Raw genomic sequence first — 16,848 nt, 5'->3', positions numbered from 1 at the left:
CCTTTCTCAGCCAGCCGCAACTGCGGTTTTGGTCCTGTCTCTGTAGCGTTCCACCGCGGCAACGTCGCTTTCCGCCTCAAGCATCAGCATCAGCGAATGCAGCTGTTCCAGGTCGCGCAATTCGACACTGACCAGAAGGCGGTAAAAATCCGGTTTGCGGTCCACAAACTCCAGGTTCGAGATATTGGCCTTTTTCTCGCCGATCAATGTGCAAATGCGCCCCAGTACCCCAGCGTCATTTCCAATGGTAACGTCCAAAGTGGCACCATAGACAGCCGGGTGGGTGCCGGAATGCCAGTGCAGGTCGACCCAGCGATCGGGTTCGCTTTCGAATTCCGACAAACGGTCACAGTCGATGGCATGCACCACAACGCCTTTGCCGCGATAGGTGATGCCGACAATGCGTTCGCCCGGCAAAGGCTGACAGCAGGGCGCGCGGTCGAATTTCTGCCCCGGCTCCAGACCGATCACCGCGCGGCGCGGTGAAATGGCATCGCCTTCATCCTGTGTCAGTTCGGGGTAGACCGCGCTGACCACATCATGGGCGGTCAGTTCAGCACTTCCCAGTCGCGCAAGCAATTCGTGGCGATCCTTCAGACGCAGGTGTTTCGCCGCCGTGTCCAGCGCCTTGTCGGTGGCTTTGCGGCCAACGTGTTCAAAGCCCGAGCGCGCCAGTTCCTTGCCCAGCTTGATAAAGCGTTCACGGTCCACCTCGCGCAGCGCGCGTCGAATCGCGGTCCGCGCCTTACCGGTAACCGCGATCTCAAGCCAGGTGACCTGTGGCGTTTGGCCGTCAGCGGTGATGATATCCACCGACTGCCCGTTCTTGATCCGGGTCCAGAGCGGCACGCGGATGCCGTCCACCTTGGCCCCCACGCAGGCATGGCCGATGCGAGTGTGGATCGCATAAGCAAAATCTATTGGCGTCGCCCCGCGCGGTAGTTTGACCACGTCCCCCTTGGGCGTGAAGCAGAACACCTGGTCCGAATACATCTCAAGTTTGACGGCTTCGAGGAAGTCTTCGTGATCCTCTTCGCTGTCGAACTGTTCGGTCAGATTGGCAATCCACTTGGCCGGATCGACGGCGAATGGGTTTTCCGAACGCACACCGTCTCGATACGACCAGTGCGCTGCAACGCCGGTTTCAGCCACATCATGCATCTGGCGGGTTCGAATCTGTACCTCGACCCGTTTGCCGTCACGGCCCGACACCGTGGTATGGATCGAGCGATAACCGTTCGACTTGGGCTGACTGATGTAATCCTTGAACCGCCCCGGCACCGCGCGCCAGCGCTGGTGGATCGCACCAAGAGTGCGATAGCAGTCTTCCTCGGTCTGGGTGATGATGCGGAACCCGTAGATATCGGACAGGCGCGAAAAGCCCTGATCCTTTTCCTGCATCTTGCGCCAGATCGAATAGGGTTTCTTGGCGCGGCCAAAAACCTCGGCCTCGATTCCGGCTTTTTCCAACTCGTGCCGCATGTCGCCGGTGATGCGATGGATCACATCGCCGGTTTCGCGTTGCAGAGTGATAAAGCGACGAATGATCGACTGGCGGCCTTCGGGATTGAGAACGCGGAAGGCGAGGTCCTCCAGCTCTTCACGCATCCACTGCATACCCATGCGGCCCGCAAGCGGCGCGTAGATATCCATCGTCTCACGCGCTTTGACGATCTGCTTTTCGGGGCGCATCGCCTTAATCGTGCGCATATTGTGCAAACGGTCTGCAAGCTTGACCAGGATGACCCGCAGGTCCTTGGACATGGCCATGAACAGCTTGCGGAAGTTCTCGGCCTGTTTTGTTTCGCGGCTGGAAAGCTGAAGGTTGGTCAGCTTGGTCACCCCGTCGACCAGCTTGGCGACTTCTTCGCCGAACAGCTCGGAGACTTTGCCATAATTGGCCTTGGTGTCTTCGATGGTGTCGTGCAGCAGGGCCGTTATGATGGTCGCATCATCCAGACGCTGTTCGGTCAGGATGGCGGCAACGGCAACAGGATGCGTGAAATAGGGCTCGCCGGAATGGCGGTACTGACCCTCATGCATCTGTTTGCCGAACTCATAGGCCCGGGCGATGCGGTCAGCATTTGTCTTGGGGTTGTAGTTGCGGACCAGCGCAATCAGATCGTCTGCAGAAATCATCCGGTCCGCACCTTCATCTTTGGGGCTTACCCCTGGCCTTGAGCCTCCATCAGAGCGCGCAGCAGCTTCTCTTCGGACATGTCGTCGTCTGCAGGCTTGTCCGATTCCGCGCCCATCAGCAGAGCCATCTGATCTTCTTCCGGCTCGTCCACCTCGATCTGAGTCTGGTTGGCCTCGATCAGGCGCTCGCGCAGCTCATCCGCGCTTTGAGTTTCGTCGGCAATCTCGCGCAGCGACACGACGGGGTTCTTGTCGTTGTCACGGTCAACAGTGATTGCCGCACCAGCGGAAATCTCGCGCGCACGATGGGCGGCAAGCATCACCAGTTCGAACCGGTTTGGAACCTTGTCTACGCAATCTTCAACCGTCACGCGGGCCATTGGGCGCTCTCCGTTACTGAATCCATGTCAGGAAGAGGTTTATCTAAGCGCGAATCCCTGCCTTGACAAGCAAGAAATGCTGCAAATGCACCCTTCACGCGGCCGTGACCGCCGCAATATCCTCGACAGGCAGGTCGGCAAGCATTTCGCGGACCGTGCGACCAAGCACCGGATGCCGCCAATCCGGAGCAACATCTGCCATTGGCACCAGCACAAAAGCACGATCTTGCAATCGTGGATGAGGCAGGATCAACTGCTCGGGCGCACTCTGCCTCTGCTCTTCCGGCGATAGGGTCAACCAACGGTCGAATTCGGCGTCATCAGGCAAGATCTGATCATCATAACAAACAAGGTCCAGATCCAGTGTTCGCATGCCCCAGCGCTGAACCCTTTCGCGACCAAACTCGTGCTCGACCTCGTGCAGCACCGCCAGCAGATCCGCTGACGACTTATCCGTTTCGATCAGGGCCGCTGCATTCACATAATCCGGGCCTGCCCCGGCAGGAAAACAAGGGGTCCCGTAGAACCGACTAACAGCCCGAATCACCACGCCATGACGCGAAATCGCGTCAAGTGCGTCACGAAGTGTCACCTTGGGCTCATTACCTCTCAATTTGAGATTGGCCCCGAGCGCGATAACCGCGTTTGACATGAATTTGTGCCTTCTACTCGCTATATTCGGCGAATTGCATACTTGCGATACGGCCGAAATAGCCTAATTATAGGGATACCAGCGCGCCGCCTATTTCCAATATCCACTCACGTAACACCACGGCGCTCTGTATTGTACCGGAAGGACCTATTTATGTTCTACAAAGACGAACGGCTAGCGCTGTTCATCGACGGCTCGAATCTTTATGCAGCCGCAAAAGCACTGGGGTTTGACATAGACTACAAATTGCTGCGCCAGGAATTCATGCGTCGCGGCAAAATGCTTCGGGCTTTCTACTACACAGCGCTTCTGGAGAATGACGAGTATTCGCCGATCCGTCCACTGGTTGACTGGCTGCACTACAACGGCTTCACCATGGTAACGAAACCGGCTAAGGAATACACCGACAGCATGGGGCGTCGGAAAGTCAAAGGAAACATGGATATCGAACTGACCGTGGACGCCATGGAACTGGCACCACGCGTCGATCATATCGTGCTTTTTTCGGGCGATGGGGATTTCCGCCCGCTGATCGCAAGCCTACAGCGCCAAGGCGTGCGCGTGTCGGTCGTTTCGACCATCCGCAGCCAGCCCCCGATGATCTCGGACGAGCTACGCCGTCAAGCAGACAACTTTATCGAACTGGAAGACCTGCGCGACGTGATCGGGCGGCCTCCGCGTGAAATGCCTATGGAACCGCGCAGCGTTGCCGCAGGCGGACAATAAGACCGGGCCACTCACAAACCCGGGGGGAAGAAATAGACGCGGTCAGGTTTTTCAACCTGGCCGCGTTTCTTTAACTAAGTACAGGTGCTGAAACACCTGTTGGCTAACATCGATTCATGTCAGTTCAATGACGATGTGCTGTCTGGACCAAGGCCAGGAAAAGACTTACCTGTGCGTTATGGAGACCGAGACATGACCAAGCCACCGCTTACCCTTTTTCTTGCCGCACCCCGCGGGTTCTGCGCCGGCGTTGATCGCGCCATCAAGATCGTGGAAATGGCCCTGCAGAAATGGGGGGCACCCGTCTATGTGCGCCATGAGATTGTGCACAACAAGTTCGTGGTCGATGGGTTGCGTTCTAAAGGGGCGATCTTTGTAGAAGAGCTGGATGAATGCCCCGATGATCGACCAGTGATCTTTTCGGCCCACGGCGTGCCAAAATCCGTTCCGGCAGACGCGGCTCAGCGTGAGATGATCTATGTCGACGCCACCTGTCCGCTGGTTTCAAAGGTCCATGTCGAGGCGCAGCGCCATGCGGATGCAGGTCTGCAGATGATCATGATCGGTCACAAAGGCCACCCGGAAACCGTCGGCACCATGGGTCAGCTGCCCGAGGGCGAAGTATTGCTGGTCGAAACGGTCGAGGACGTGGCCACGGTTCAGGTACGCGACCCAGACAAATTGGCGTTTGTTACGCAGACGACACTGTCGGTGGACGACACCAAAGACATTATCGCCGCGCTTGAGGCCCGGTTCCCCGCGATCGTTGGCCCGCACAAGGAAGACATCTGCTACGCCACCACCAACCGGCAAGAGGCCGTCAAGGCCGTGGCTCCGAAGGCGGATGCTCTGCTGGTCGTCGGCGCACCGAACTCATCGAACTCCAAACGTTTGGTCGAGGTCGCCTCGCGTGCCGGGTGCAACTATGCGCAACTGGTGCAACGTGCCTCTGATATCGACTGGCGAGCGCTGGAAGGAATCGCATCCATCGCCATCACCGCAGGGGCATCCGCGCCCGAGGTGCTGGTGAACGAGGTCATCGACGCGTTCAAGGATCACTATGAGGTCACTGTCGAACTGGTGGAGACCGCCGTTGAAAACGTCGAGTTCAAAGTGCCCCGCGTTTTGAGGCAGCCCGCATGAGAGGCATCCCAAACGCCCCGCTGGTTTTGGGGCTGGCCGGGCTGATCCCGTTCATCTGGGGCGCACTGACCTATCTGAACGGCGACCTGCAAGATTGGGGCCGCCAAGCGCTGGGATCGCGATTTGTCGGGCCTTACGTTCAATTGTTCTACGGCTCGGTGATCCTTAGCTTTATGTCCGGTGTTCTGTGGGGTTTTGCCACCAAGACCTCGGGCAGCAAGGCCGCGACATGCTATCTGTTGTCTGTCCTTCCGGCGCTTTGGGCGTTCTTCATGACAGGCGGTGGCCCGGTCGAGGCCGGTATTAACCTGATGTACGGCTTCGCCGGCTTGCTCATTCTGGATGCGATTTTCGCTTATTGGCGGCTGACCCCGACTTGGTGGCTGCGGCTGCGGATTTTGCTGACGAGCGTCGTCCTGATATGTCTTGCTGTAGGAGTGTACCTGTGACTGACCGCAAGACCATCGACGCCTATACCACCCGTGTCGCCGAATACCTGAGCGTCCCTCTGCCCGCTGAACAGATCGAGGCGCGCATGGCCTTTGCCGAGGCGGTCGCACCCGAAGGCTTTGTGCTGGACCTAGGGTCAGGCCCCGGTGCGGACAGCGCGTTTTTTCAACGTCAGGGTCTCCGGGTTCGGGCGCTGGATGCGACACCCGCCTTCGTAGACCACGCCCGTGAAAACGGCGTGGATGCGCATTTGGGTACGTTCGATGACGTGACCGAGGACGCCGTCTATGATGGTATCTATGCGAGCTTTTCGCTGTTGCATGCACCGCGTGCGGAATTCCCGCGCCACTTGGCAGCCATTCAGCGAGCTTTGAAACCCGGCGGCATCTTCTTTCTTGGGCTAAAGCTGGGCACCGGTGAACACCGCGACGAGATCGACCGCTATTATACCTATTTCTCGCAAACCGAGATCGAAGACGCGCTGGCGCAGGCCGGGTTTACCATTGACCAGATCACAACCGGCATGGGCACAGGTCTGGCCGGGTCGTATGACGGTTTTATTCTGGTGCTCGCCCATGCCTGATCTGTTTGCCTATACCGATGGTGCTTGCTCCGGCAATCCCGGCCCCGGAGGCTGGGGTGTACTACTGCGCGCGATGGACGGCGACACGGTCCTGAAAGAGCGTGAATTGAACGGCGGCGAGGCCGAAACCACTAACAACCGTATGGAATTGCTGGCCGCGATCAGCGCGCTGGAAACACTGGAACGGGCCTCGAGGATCACTGTGGTTACCGATAGCGCCTATGTGAAAAACGGCGTGACGGGGTGGATTTTTGGCTGGAAGAAGAACGGCTGGAAGACTTCGAACAAGAAACCCGTCAAAAATGTCGATCTGTGGCAGCGCCTGGATGAGGCGCAGATGCGTCACGATGTGACTTGGGAATGGGTCAAAGGCCACGCGGGCCACCCAGAGAACGAAAAGGCGGATGAGCTGGCCCGGGCTGGCATGGCCCCGTTCAAACCCAAAAAGGCACAAGCGTGAGCGGTCTTGCGCTGCTCGACTATGCCTCGGTCTTTGTGTTTGCCCTGACAGGCGCCCTTGTGGCCAGCCGCGCCCAACTGGATCTGGTGGGCTTTGCTTTTATGGCTTGCCTTACGGCGGTCGGGGGCGGCACAATCCGAGACCTTCTGCTGGATCGGCATCCAGTGTTCTGGGTTGGACAACCGGATTACATCCTGATCGCGACGGCTGCGGCGGTGTTGGTGTTCTTCACCGCTCATCGGGTCGAAAGCCGATACAACTGGCTGGTCTGGTTGGACAGTTTCGCGCTGGCCATCGCCGCAGCGGCCGGTGCAGGAGCAGCCCTGTCCTTAAACCAGTCCGGCGTCATCGTTGTGCTGATGGGGGTTACGACCGGATGCCTGGGCGGGCTGATGCGCGACGTGGTCTGCAACGAGGTGCCGCTGGTCCTGAAGCAAGGCGAGTTGTACGTGTCCTGCGCTTTTTCCGGGGCCGTGGTCGCCGTTCTTGCAAAAAGACTGGGCTTTGACGAGTTGACCACACTCGCGGCCTGCGCGCTGATCTGCTGGGCGCTGCGGGCGGGGTCCCTGGTGTTTGGCTGGCGGCTTCCGGTCTACAAGGCGCGACCACCGCGCAACTGACGCAATGGACGGCCAAAACCGCCGGTCGTCACCGCCGAAAGTAAGTCTGCCAGATCCAAATCACCAGCAACGCGCCAAGCACAGCCCCGACAAAACCAGACAACCATCCGGCGACGGTGATCAAAGCGCGCAGAAGGAACCCACCGACCAGTGCGCCGATGATACCAATCAACATGGTGGTCGGGATATTCGCCTCGATCCGTATCAGACGGGTGGCCAGAAACCCGGCAGCGGCTCCGATGATGATCAGCGCGATGACCGGCATATCACTTCCTCCAATGGGTCGGCACGATAATCAGCGCGCCGATGGATGACAGCACGGCGTCCAGACCGGGAGGGCCAAAACTGATGCCGAACATGATACGCACAAAGTAAAACAAAAAGGCACCGCCGACGCAGATAATGATCGACGGCAGGTACCGGTTATGTGTGAAGCCCGTTTTCTCGGACAGGTAGCCGACGATCCCGGCAATGACGACTGTGCCCATAAGCACCATGAACATCGGCTACTCCGCTGTCAGTCGGCTGCCGGCCGGAATGGGCCAGCCCCGCAAAAAGGATTCTTTATCCTGCGCGCCTTTCCCTGCCCGTTGCAAGCGCAGCAAGTCCACCGCGCCTTCGCCACAAGCAACAGTCAGGGCGTCATCCAGCACCTGACCGGGCACGCCCTGCCCCTCGGCAATCCGCGAGGCAAGCAGCTTGATGCGCGCGCCGTCAAACTCGGTCCATGCACCGGGGAACGGGGACAGGCCCCGGATTTGCCGGTCGACCTCGACCGCGGGGCGGGACCAATCGATCCGAGCCTCGGCCTTGTCGATCTTGGCGGCGTAGGTGACGCCGATCTCGGGCTGCGGCTCCGGCGTCAGGTTGGGCAATTCGCGCAGAGCCTCAACAATCAGGCCCGCACCCATCACCGAGAGGCGGTCGTGCAACTGGTCGGTGGTCTCTTCGATGCCGATATCCGTCGCTTCGCGGAGCAGAACTGGCCCAGTGTCCAGCCCGGCCTCCATCTGCATGATGCAGATGCCGGTCTGCGCGTCACCGGACATGATCGCGCGATGGATCGGCGCGGCCCCGCGCCAGCGCGGCAACAAACTGGCGTGGATATTCAGGCAGCCCTGCGCAGGCGCATCCAGAATGGGTTGCGGCAGGATCAGACCATAGGCGACGACAACAGCCACATCCGCGTTCAGAGCGGCAAAGGCGTCCTGCTCTTCGGTCGATTTCAGCGACACCGGATGGCGCACGGTCAAGCCCAGCGCCTCGGCACGGGCATGGACAGGTGTGGGACGGTCCTTTTTGCCCCGCCCCGCCGGACGCGGGGGCTGGCAATAGACAGCAGCGATCTCATGCCCCGCCTCGACCAATGCATTCAGAACCGGAACCGAGAAGTCGGGCGTTCCCATGAAAATGACGCGCATCTCTACCCCTGTTTCTTGGCTTTTCGCAGCAGCATATCCCGTTTGACCTTACTCAGCCGGTCGAAATACATGCGCCCGTTCAGGTGATCGATCTGGTGCTGCACGCTGGTGGCCTCGATTCCAACAAAATCGCGGCGGTCCACCATACCCTGTTCGTTCAGGAACTTGACCGTCACCGCGCGCGGACGTTTCACCTTGGCCGAAACACCGGGTAGGTTCGGGCTGGCCTCGTCATGCTCGCGCAGTTCGATCGAGCTGTGCAGGATCTCCGGGTTCGCCAGCCGCACGGCCCTGCCCCGCTCGGTCGAACCATCGACGACGGCAAGGCGCAGCATCACACCGATCTGCGTCGCAGCAAGGCCAACGCCAGGCATCGCCTCCATCGTGTCGATCATATCGTCCCAGATGGAGCGGATTTCATCGGTGATCTCGGCAACATCCTCGGCCTTGGTCCGCAGACGCTTGTCGGGCCACGGCAGGCAAGTGCGGACGGTCATGCGCGGGCCTGTTCGCGTTTCAGTTTCTGCATCTTGCGCGTGATCATCTGGCGTTTCAGAGGCTTGAGATAATCGATGAACAGCTTGCCGTTCAGGTGGTCAATCTCATGCTGAACGCAGGTCGCCCAGAGGCCGTCAAATGTCTCTTGCTGCAAATTCCCATCCCGGTCGATCCAAGTCACGTCGACCACTTTCGGGCGCGTCACCTCGGCGAATTGCTCGGGGATCGAAAGACAGCCTTCCTCGTAGACATTCGTCTCATCGGACGAGGCGACAATCTCGGGGTTGAACATGATCAGCGGACGAGGCGCCTCGCCCTCTTCCTTGACGCAATCCATCACGATCAGCCGGTCCAGCACACCGATTTGCGGCGCGGCCAGGCCTATACCCGGCGCGTCATACATCGTCTCCAGCATGTCATCGGCCAGCTTGCGCAGCTCGTCACTGATGTCGGCCACAGGCGCGCAGACCTTTTTCAGGCGGGGATCGGGATGGATCAGGATATTGCGTTTCATGGGGTTGATTTAGGGCATCCCGTCCCGCGCCGCAACGCCCCCCTTGCGCCTGCCGCAATAGTGGCTAGCTTTCGATCCGACAGATGGAGCAGACATGACTTTCAACGACCTGATCGACCGCCGGGGAACCAATAGTTCAAAATGGGACAAGATGGAGCAACTCTACGGCGTTTCGCCAAAAGACGGGCTGGCCATGTGGACGGCAGATTCTGACTATCCAACCGCGCCTTGCGTCATCGACGCCGTGCGCAAAGCCGCCGATCACGGTGTGTTCGGCTATTCCTGGATGCACCCGGATTACCTGGGCTCGGTCCAGTGGTGGATGAGAAACCGCCACAACTGGGACATTGACACAGATTGGGTTCTGACCTCGCAAGGCTTGGGCAATGCAATCGCCCTGTGCTTGGACGTCTGGACGGAACCCGACGACGGTGTGGTGATTTTCACACCCGTCTACCATGAGTTTGCACACAAGGTGAACAAATCCGGCCGCCGCGTTGTTGAATGCCCGTTGGTCCGGCAGAACGACACCTACGTTCTTGATCTGGAAGACGCGCAGTCGCGGCTGGATGGGTCGGAAAAGATGTTGCTGTGGTGCTCGCCTCAGAACCCTTCAGGCCGGGTCTGGACGCCGGACGAACTGCGCACCGTCGCGGCCTTTGCAGAACGCAACGGACTGATCCTTGTGTCGGACGAGATTCATCACGATCTGGTCTATCCCGGAAACACCTTCGTACCGATGGATGTAGCAGCGCCTGATGCCCGGCCCTGGACAGTCACGCTGACGGCGGCTTCAAAGACCTTCAACATTGCAGGGCAGCGCACGGGGAATATGATCATTCCCGATCCAAAGCTGCGCGCGGCCATGCGGCACCGCATCCAGACACTGGATTATGATCCCGGCGCGCTTGGGGTTGCGATGATCACCGCGGCCTATTCGCCTGAAGGCGCTGCCTGGGTGGACGAACAGATTGCGCATCTTGCTGGCAATCGCGCAGTCTTTGACGCGGCCATCGCCGACATCCCTGGTCTGTGGTCCATGCCGCTGCAGGCGACCTATCTTGCTTGGGTCGATTTCTCGGGTACCGGAATGAACCACGACGAATTCATCCGCCGTCTGCGCGCGGATGCCAAAATCGCAACCTCGTCCGGCCCCGGTTTCGGAGCAGGTGGAGAGACCTTCGAGCGGTTCAATCTGGCGACGCAACGCGGGCGCGTCGAAGAGGCATGCGCGCGGCTGAAACGCGCGTTTGCCGATTTGCAATAACTGCCGGAAGCCGGTTGAGCCCTATTCTTCGTGCCCCAACAGCGCAATCGGCGCGTCCGGGGCACGATAGAAATCAAGCGGTGCCCTGTCAGCCGAAGCTGTACTGCGCTTGAACTCATAGCGCATTTCGCCCGCCTCATCCTGATCCGCAATGATCAGGCACTGGTACAGGTGATTTGCGCCATCGTAGATATCGACAAGCCCGCGCAATTGCGGCGTGGTTTCGGCCTCGACCGTAAAGCCGTCTCTCCACAGTCTTAAAATCTTATAGGTATTGTCGCCAATTTCGACACGAAGGCGGCTGGTTTTTTTCAAACCAGCGATTCGCGCCGCATCCAATTCGGCTGAAATTTCCTTTGATACATAGGTACTCATAAAATGTTCCCCTCGGCAGAGGCTATTATTGTGAAGGCCAAATCGTAAAAATCCAGTGAACCCGGACGCAGAGGTTGCCCTGATTTCAATCTGTTGCACAGAAATCTCAGCCGAGATGTGCATGAACGCAGGCATGCTGCGCGCCGTCCGACATAGGATCAGCAAATCCTCCGAACTATGTTTAGCCAAACCGCTTTTCGGAGGACTGAGCATGGGCCTTTTGGTCGACGGTAAATGGCACGACACCTGGTACGATACCAAATCCACCGGTGGGGCGTTTAAACGAAGCGCCGCGCAGTTTCGCAACTGGCTGACAGCCGATGGCAGCGCGGGGCCTTCGGGCAAGGGCGGGTTCAACGCCGAATCCGGGCGCTATCACCTCTATGTCAGTCTTGCCTGCCCTTGGGCGCACCGCACCCTGATCTTTCGCGAACTCAAAGACCTGAGCGATCACATCTCGGTCTCTGTCGTGCACCCCGATATGTTGGATCACGGTTGGACGTTTGAAACGGACGATCACGGCGCAACCGGTGACACCCTCTATGGTCTGGGCTTTGCGCATCAGATTTACACCAAAGCCGACCCAAACTACTCGGGCCGTGTCACGGTGCCGATCCTGTGGGATAAAGCCCAGCAGACGATCGTGTCGAACGAAAGCTCTGAAATCATCCGCATGTTCAACTCGGCCTTTGACGGGATCACTGGCAACACGGACGATTACTGGCCCGAGGCGATGCGTGATGACATCGAAGAGGTGAACGCGCGGATCTATTCCAACGTAAACAACGGCGTCTACAAATCGGGCTTTGCGACGACTCAACAGGCTTACGATGCCGCGGTTGAACCCCTGTTCGAAACACTGGACTGGCTGGAAGATCGACTGGCCCACAACCGCTACCTGATGGGCGATCGCGTGACCGAAGCCGACTGGAGGCTGTTTACCACGCTGATCCGGTTCGACCCGGTTTATCACCTGCATTTCAAATGCAACCGGCGGCGTCTGGTCGATTATCCGAACCTGTGGGCCTATACCCGCGAGCTATATCAATGGCCAGGCGTCGCTCAGACGGTGAACATGCACCACATCGTGCGTCACTATCACTTTAGCCATGACAGCATCAATCCGCACCGGATCATCCCCACGAACCCGGTCCTGGACTATATGGAGCCGCACGGGCGCGGTCAGCGGCCCGCCGCGTAGTGTTCGACCATCGCCGCCAGATCCTCTGGCGGCGTTCCGCTTTGGACATAGGCGCATGCATTCGGGCTGTGGGCAAAGATCGACCCGTCCGAAAAGAATGTGGTGTTGGTGACAAAAATCACCCGCGCCTCGGGCCGTCGATAGCTGGCGAAATCAGCCACAGCCAAGGCGCTGCCGGTTTCCAGAACCAGATCCAACACGATGATATCGAAATCCGTGCCATAAAGCGCAAGGATCGCAGCCTCTTGACCGGCAACAAGCGTCACTTCGGCGCCTTGCCGTTCCAGATGTCTTTTCCAGACCCGACCAAGGTCGGGGTTACTCTCAACAATCAGTACTTTCATTTGCAACAACCTCGGCACTTGGTAGAGTATGTGGTGCCGACCCCCGTTGTTTGTGATCACGCTTATTCCTTAACAAAGTGTTAATGGCGTCACCCAACGGGTCCAATCACGCGGATTTGCTTGTCTAAACGGCGAAAATCCGCTTGAAGCGGGCTCAAACTGACGATTCCGGCGAGAACCCCGATGGCAAGCCCAGACGAAACACTGAACCCCCGCGCCGCCCGTGACCATGGCGGCGGGCTGGATGGCGCCATGGCGCAGTTCGGAGGCGCGCGCGAGGACTGGCTGGACCTGTCCACGGGCATCAACCCGCACCCCTATCCGGTTTCGAACCTGACCCAATCGGATTGGACGGCGCTACCCGATCACGGCGCGTTTGAGCGTTTGTCGGCTGCCGCGCGCCAGTTCTGGTCGGTGCCCGACGGGGCCGCAATCCTTCCTGCGCCCGGCGCGTCGGCGCTCATCGCTCGCATGCCAGCGCTCGCCCCGAGGGGTAGGGTTCGGATCACAACTCCGACCTATAACGAACATGCCGCAGCATTTGCTGCACAAGGCTGGACTGTTGAGTCAGCAGGTCCTGCCGAGGCGCGTGTTATCGTCCACCCAAACAACCCCGATGGACGAATCTGGAGCGCAGCGGACGCCGATGCCTCACTGACCGTGATTGATGAAAGCTTCTGTGACATCTGTCCTGAGAAGTCTCTGATCCATCTGGCCGAAAATCCCGGCGTGATCGTGCTCAAGAGTTTCGGAAAGTTCTGGGGACTGGCCGGGTTGCGGTTGGGGTTTGCAATCGGTCAGCCGGACCTGATTGCAAAGCTGAATGACCTGACCGGTCCATGGGCTGTCTCTGGCCCGGCCCTGCGGATCGGCGAACGGGCTCTGCGGGATACTGAATGGGCCATCTCAACCCGCCAGCATCTGGCTGATACGACCAACCGGCTGGACCAGATGGTCACTGGCAGCGGCGCAACACTGATCGGAGGCACCACGCTGTTCCGCCTCTTTGACGTTGACGACGCAGCCGCCTGGCAAGCCAAACTGGCCCGCGCCCATATCTGGAGCCGCGTTTTCCCCTACTCCCGCACCTACTTGCGGCTGGGCCTGCCCCCCGCTGACGCTTGGGGACGATTGGAGGCCGCGTTGTGAGCACGGCTTTCCTGCTGGTATGCGCCATGTGTCTGGACGCGGCACTGGGAGAGCCCGACTGGCTGTGGTCCCGCATCCGCCACCCGGCGGTGATGACCGGAAATGTCATCGGCTGGCTGGACAAACGCCTGAACCAGGGCACAGGGAAGCGGCTAAAGGGGATCGCCGTTGTGTTGTTGCTTGTCATTGGCGCGTGGTTCCTGGGCCGCGCCTTGGCGCTGTTGGGGCCAGTGGTTGAAATCATCCTTGCCGCAATTCTACTGGCACAGAAATCGCTGGTCTCCCATGTCCGCGCCGTAGGCGACGGGCTGCGCGCCTCTCTGTCCGAAGGCCGTGCCAAGGTTGCTATGATCGTATCGCGCGACACGCGGGACATGACCGAGGCCCAGGTTGCGCGGTCCGCTATCGAAAGTGCCGCCGAAAACCTCAGCGACGGGGTGATCGCACCGGCCTTTTGGTTCCTGATCGGTGGCTTGCCTGGAATTCTGATCTATAAGGCGATCAACACGGCCGACAGCATGATCGGCTATCGCACCGAAAAACACCGTGACTTTGGCTGGGCGGCGGCGCGTCTGGACGATGTTCTGAACCTGATCCCTGCCCGCCTGACCTGCATAATGATCGTGGCCCTGTCCGGCCAATGGGCGCGCTGGCCCGAGATGGTCGCGGATGCCCGCCGCCATATCTCTCCCAATGCAGGTTGGCCCGAGGCCGCCATGGCGCGCGCGCTTAACGTCGCCTTGGCCGGGCCGCGCAGCTATGACGGTAAGCTGCGCGATCTGGCCTGGGTCAATGGCGACGCACCCCGCGATATCGGTGCGCCGGAGGTTTTCCGCGCATGTGACATGCTCTGGCGGGTTTGGGGGCTTGCGCTGGGGCTCGTGTCAGTGTGGGTTGGGGCAAGTTTCATTTTCTGACGGACCGTACGAATGCGTTTTCTCTCGGGCATCCTTGCTGCCACCCTTTTCGCCTCACCCGCTTTGGCCCAATGCGGCGGCGGCTTCACTTCCTTCGTGAATGGCCTGAAGTCAGAGGCCGCGCAGAAGGGGTTCGACCAGTCCACGGTTGATGGTTTTTTCCAAGGCGTTCAACAGGACGGAGCCGTTCTGCGCGCCGACCGGGCGCAGGGCGTGTTCCAGAAGCCCTTTATTGATTTCTCGCGCCGCCTGATCTCGCAAAACCGTATTGATCGCGGCAAGTCCATGTCGCGCAAATACGATGCCGTGTTCGACCGGATCGAGCGGGAATATGGCGTCTCACGCGGTGTGCTTCTGGCCTTCTGGGCGTTCGAGACCGATTACGGCGCGGTTCAGGGCGATTTCAACACCCGCAATGCGCTGGTCACGCTGGCCTATGACTGCCGCCGCCCTGAATTGTTCCGACCGCAGATCTTCGCCGCCATCGAACTCTATAGCCAAGGCAACTTCGACCCCGCACGCACGACCGGTGCCTGGGCCGGAGAGATTGGCATGGTGCAAATGCTGCCTCGCGACATTCTGGAAAACGGTGTGGACGGAGATGGGGACGGCAAGGTCTCGCTGAAAACCTCGGCACCGGATGCGCTGATGTCCGGGGGCAAGATGCTGTCGCATCTGGGATGGCGGCCGGGTGAGCCTTGGCTGCAAGAGGTGATCGTACCGGCCCAGATGGACTGGTCCCTGTCTGGCCCCGGCAAACCGCGCCCGGTGTCCGAATGGCAGGCCATGGGTGTCCAGGCCCGCAACGGGTCGCTGACCAACCTGCCTGCCTCTCTGATCCTGCCGCAGGGCCACAAAGGCCCAGCATTTCTGGCTTATCCCAATTTCGACGTCTATTTCGAATGGAACCAGAGCTTTGTTTACGTCCTGACCGCCGCCTATTTCGGCACACGGCTTGAGGGCGCGCAGATCTATGACGCAGGCAATCCACCACAAGGGTTGAATGCCGCGCAGATGAAACAGTTGCAAACCAAGCTGCAAGCGCGTGGGCATGATGTCGGCAAGATCGACGGCATTTTGGGCGCAGGTACGCGGGCAGCCGTGCAAGCGGAACAGGCGCGGCTGGGCCTTCCTGCGGATGCGTGGCCGACCGTGGACTTGCTGAACCGTCTGTAGTCCGAACAGGTTGCGCATTGCGGTACGTCTCTAGGGTGCCGGTCGGTGCAATTGCGTTCTGGCCGACGCCAAAAACCGTGAGATTTCCAATCCCAGGCTGGCCTCAATTGAAATCTGCAGGTTCGTGTTGCCCTGAAATCCGGCTTCCAAAGCCGGAAATGGCCAATACACCACACGTGTGGGTTTCAGCGTAGTCACAGAAACGGGCGCTTTGAAGGTCGTGTGATCGCTCAGAAAGGCGGTGCCGCCTAAAAAACGACCTTCTCCTAGCGTGTCCACTTGTTCACCGTTCGCATCGACGCGGACCTCACCGTCCACAATCAGTGTAAGCCGATCGACCGCTGTGCCCTGAACCAGCAAATCGGTTCCAGCCGGAACGGTCTCATGGACGCCCATTCTGAGCAGAGCAAAGGCGTCCTGCTCGCTGAAATTTCGAAGCGCGATTTCGTAAAGACGCCTCTCTTCGTCGGTGAATGGTACGGGACGGCGCTCCAACATGATGCGGACGATCCAATAGGCGTTGATCCCAGAAAAGAACAGGTTCCAACCGATCGGGGCCCATAAGGGAGAATCCTGCAGGTAGTAGTAGGGCAGCAACAGGCAGGCGCCGATCACCGACAGCACCCTCAGCCAGAAGATATCTTTTGCGGAATAGGACAAAAGATAGAAAATGTTGGCTGAATTGACCAAGACGTCCAAGCCCAGCATACCAGCACCTCACCTGCAGCAATCATGCCGAACAGCGTAAATGACTGTATGCAAAGAGCAACGCGGGATTGCATGACCGCAAAACCGGCTCTGAAACAGGCGAACCGAATACCACCGAAGGGCTT

22 protein-coding genes are annotated in these 16,848 nt (G+C 59.3%); 11 read left to right on the top strand and 11 right to left on the bottom strand.

Annotated features, from left to right (window positions below):
• Positions 1–6 precede the first annotated feature (6 nt).
• From ACR0MV_RS18845 to folK, 3 genes are all read right to left on the bottom strand, one after another.
• Positions 7–2,139 (bottom strand): RelA/SpoT family protein, encoded by a 2,133-nt coding sequence (locus ACR0MV_RS18845; protein ID WP_170428803.1) that lies wholly within the window; start codon positions 2,137–2,139, stop codon positions 7–9.
• A 26-nt stretch (positions 2,140–2,165) separates the two neighbouring features.
• Positions 2,166–2,519 (bottom strand): DNA-directed RNA polymerase subunit omega, encoded by a 354-nt coding sequence (gene rpoZ, locus ACR0MV_RS18840; RefSeq protein ID WP_155142277.1) that lies wholly within the window; start codon positions 2,517–2,519, stop codon positions 2,166–2,168.
• Between the two features lie 94 nt (positions 2,520–2,613).
• Positions 2,614–3,171: a 2-amino-4-hydroxy-6-hydroxymethyldihydropteridine diphosphokinase gene (gene folK, locus ACR0MV_RS18835; protein WP_480703262.1), complete on the bottom strand. Its 558-nt coding sequence runs from the start codon at positions 3,169–3,171 to the stop codon at positions 2,614–2,616.
• Between the two features lie 153 nt (positions 3,172–3,324).
• Here folK and ACR0MV_RS18830 point away from each other — a divergent pair, with 153 nt between their 5' ends.
• The 6 genes from ACR0MV_RS18830 to ACR0MV_RS18805 all read left to right on the top strand — a co-directional run bounded on the left by ACR0MV_RS18830 (position 3,325) and on the right by ACR0MV_RS18805 (position 7,153).
• The gene (locus ACR0MV_RS18830; protein ID WP_058278950.1) at positions 3,325–3,897 is read left to right on the top strand and encodes a LabA-like NYN domain-containing protein; all 573 of its coding nucleotides are present in this window, start codon (positions 3,325–3,327) and stop codon (positions 3,895–3,897) included.
• Between the two features lie 192 nt (positions 3,898–4,089).
• On the top strand, positions 4,090–5,040 hold the full coding sequence (gene ispH, locus ACR0MV_RS18825) for a 4-hydroxy-3-methylbut-2-enyl diphosphate reductase (protein WP_480703261.1): 951 nt from the start codon (positions 4,090–4,092) through the stop codon (positions 5,038–5,040).
• Entirely contained in the window at positions 5,037–5,489 is a 453-nt protein-coding gene (locus tag ACR0MV_RS18820) for a DUF3429 domain-containing protein (RefSeq protein ID WP_480703260.1), read from the top strand. Before ispH ends, ACR0MV_RS18820 begins: the two co-directional genes overlap by 4 nt.
• The gene (locus tag ACR0MV_RS18815) at positions 5,486–6,073 is read left to right on the top strand and encodes a class I SAM-dependent DNA methyltransferase (RefSeq protein WP_480703259.1); all 588 of its coding nucleotides are present in this window, start codon (positions 5,486–5,488) and stop codon (positions 6,071–6,073) included. Before ACR0MV_RS18820 ends, ACR0MV_RS18815 begins: the two co-directional genes overlap by 4 nt.
• The gene (gene rnhA, locus ACR0MV_RS18810) at positions 6,066–6,533 is read left to right on the top strand and encodes a ribonuclease HI (protein ID WP_480703258.1); all 468 of its coding nucleotides are present in this window, start codon (positions 6,066–6,068) and stop codon (positions 6,531–6,533) included. Before ACR0MV_RS18815 ends, rnhA begins: the two co-directional genes overlap by 8 nt.
• Positions 6,530–7,153, top strand: coding sequence for a trimeric intracellular cation channel family protein (locus tag ACR0MV_RS18805; RefSeq protein ID WP_480703257.1), 624 nt, complete (start codon positions 6,530–6,532; stop codon positions 7,151–7,153). The genes rnhA and ACR0MV_RS18805 overlap by 4 nt, the downstream gene beginning before the upstream one ends.
• Before the next feature lie 28 nt (positions 7,154–7,181).
• Here the strand turns inward: ACR0MV_RS18805 and ACR0MV_RS18800 are convergent, their stop codons facing one another.
• The 5 genes from ACR0MV_RS18800 to def (ACR0MV_RS18780) are packed head-to-tail and all read right to left on the bottom strand — an operon-like array spanning position 7,182 to position 9,586.
• A complete protein-coding gene (locus ACR0MV_RS18800; RefSeq protein WP_480703256.1) occupies positions 7,182–7,418 on the bottom strand; it encodes a GlsB/YeaQ/YmgE family stress response membrane protein in 237 nt (78 codons plus the stop codon).
• A 1-nt stretch (position 7,419) separates the two neighbouring features.
• Positions 7,420–7,656 carry a hypothetical protein gene (locus ACR0MV_RS18795; RefSeq protein ID WP_480703255.1) on the bottom strand — a complete coding sequence of 79 codons (237 nt, stop codon included), beginning with the start codon at positions 7,654–7,656 and terminating at the stop codon, positions 7,420–7,422.
• Between the two features lie 3 nt (positions 7,657–7,659).
• Entirely contained in the window at positions 7,660–8,574 is a 915-nt protein-coding gene (gene fmt, locus ACR0MV_RS18790; RefSeq protein WP_170428830.1) for a methionyl-tRNA formyltransferase, read from the bottom strand.
• 2 nt (positions 8,575–8,576) lie between these two features.
• The gene (gene def, locus ACR0MV_RS18785) at positions 8,577–9,071 is read right to left on the bottom strand and encodes a peptide deformylase (protein WP_480703254.1); all 495 of its coding nucleotides are present in this window, start codon (positions 9,069–9,071) and stop codon (positions 8,577–8,579) included.
• Positions 9,068–9,586: a peptide deformylase gene (gene def / locus ACR0MV_RS18780; protein WP_170428836.1), complete on the bottom strand. Its 519-nt coding sequence runs from the start codon at positions 9,584–9,586 to the stop codon at positions 9,068–9,070. Before def (ACR0MV_RS18780) ends, def (ACR0MV_RS18785) begins: the two co-directional genes overlap by 4 nt.
• 94 nt (positions 9,587–9,680) lie before the next feature.
• On the opposite strand from def (ACR0MV_RS18780), the gene ACR0MV_RS18775 reads away from it, so the two are divergent.
• Positions 9,681–10,853 (top strand): MalY/PatB family protein, encoded by a 1,173-nt coding sequence (locus ACR0MV_RS18775; protein ID WP_170469445.1) that lies wholly within the window; start codon positions 9,681–9,683, stop codon positions 10,851–10,853.
• A 21-nt stretch (positions 10,854–10,874) separates the two neighbouring features.
• Here the strand turns inward: ACR0MV_RS18775 and ACR0MV_RS18770 are convergent, their stop codons facing one another.
• Positions 10,875–11,228 (bottom strand): hypothetical protein, encoded by a 354-nt coding sequence (locus ACR0MV_RS18770; protein ID WP_475201634.1) that lies wholly within the window; start codon positions 11,226–11,228, stop codon positions 10,875–10,877.
• 211 nt (positions 11,229–11,439) lie between these two features.
• On the opposite strand from ACR0MV_RS18770, the gene ACR0MV_RS18765 reads away from it, so the two are divergent.
• The gene (locus tag ACR0MV_RS18765; RefSeq protein ID WP_480703253.1) at positions 11,440–12,429 is read left to right on the top strand and encodes a glutathione S-transferase family protein; all 990 of its coding nucleotides are present in this window, start codon (positions 11,440–11,442) and stop codon (positions 12,427–12,429) included.
• Here ACR0MV_RS18765 and ACR0MV_RS18760 read toward each other — a convergent pair.
• Positions 12,411–12,773 carry a response regulator transcription factor gene (locus ACR0MV_RS18760; protein WP_170419044.1) on the bottom strand — a complete coding sequence of 121 codons (363 nt, stop codon included), beginning with the start codon at positions 12,771–12,773 and terminating at the stop codon, positions 12,411–12,413. The genes ACR0MV_RS18765 and ACR0MV_RS18760 overlap by 19 nt on opposite strands.
• Positions 12,774–12,956: 183 nt before the next feature.
• Here ACR0MV_RS18760 and cobD point away from each other — a divergent pair, with 183 nt between their 5' ends.
• Genes cobD through ACR0MV_RS18745 form a run of 3 tightly spaced genes read left to right on the top strand, consistent with a single transcriptional unit; the run spans position 12,957 to position 16,015 of the window.
• A complete protein-coding gene (cobD, locus tag ACR0MV_RS18755) occupies positions 12,957–13,922 on the top strand; it encodes a threonine-phosphate decarboxylase CobD (protein WP_480703252.1) in 966 nt (321 codons plus the stop codon).
• Complete coding sequence (gene cbiB, locus ACR0MV_RS18750; RefSeq protein WP_480703251.1) at positions 13,919–14,839, top strand: adenosylcobinamide-phosphate synthase CbiB; 921 nt, start codon at positions 13,919–13,921, stop codon at positions 14,837–14,839. Before cobD ends, cbiB begins: the two co-directional genes overlap by 4 nt.
• A gap of 12 nt (positions 14,840–14,851) precedes the next feature.
• Complete coding sequence (locus ACR0MV_RS18745) at positions 14,852–16,015, top strand: lytic murein transglycosylase (RefSeq protein WP_480703249.1); 1,164 nt, start codon at positions 14,852–14,854, stop codon at positions 16,013–16,015.
• Between the two features lie 30 nt (positions 16,016–16,045).
• Here the strand turns inward: ACR0MV_RS18745 and ACR0MV_RS18740 are convergent, their stop codons facing one another.
• Positions 16,046–16,723 (bottom strand): Crp/Fnr family transcriptional regulator, encoded by a 678-nt coding sequence (locus tag ACR0MV_RS18740; protein ID WP_480703248.1) that lies wholly within the window; start codon positions 16,721–16,723, stop codon positions 16,046–16,048.
• Between the last annotated feature and the right edge of the window lie 125 nt (positions 16,724–16,848).

The organism is Ruegeria sp. BC3 (genome assembly GCF_056539265.1).
Note: the sequence above shows the minus strand (reverse complement) of the source record. Positions and strands in the feature narration are given on the sequence as shown.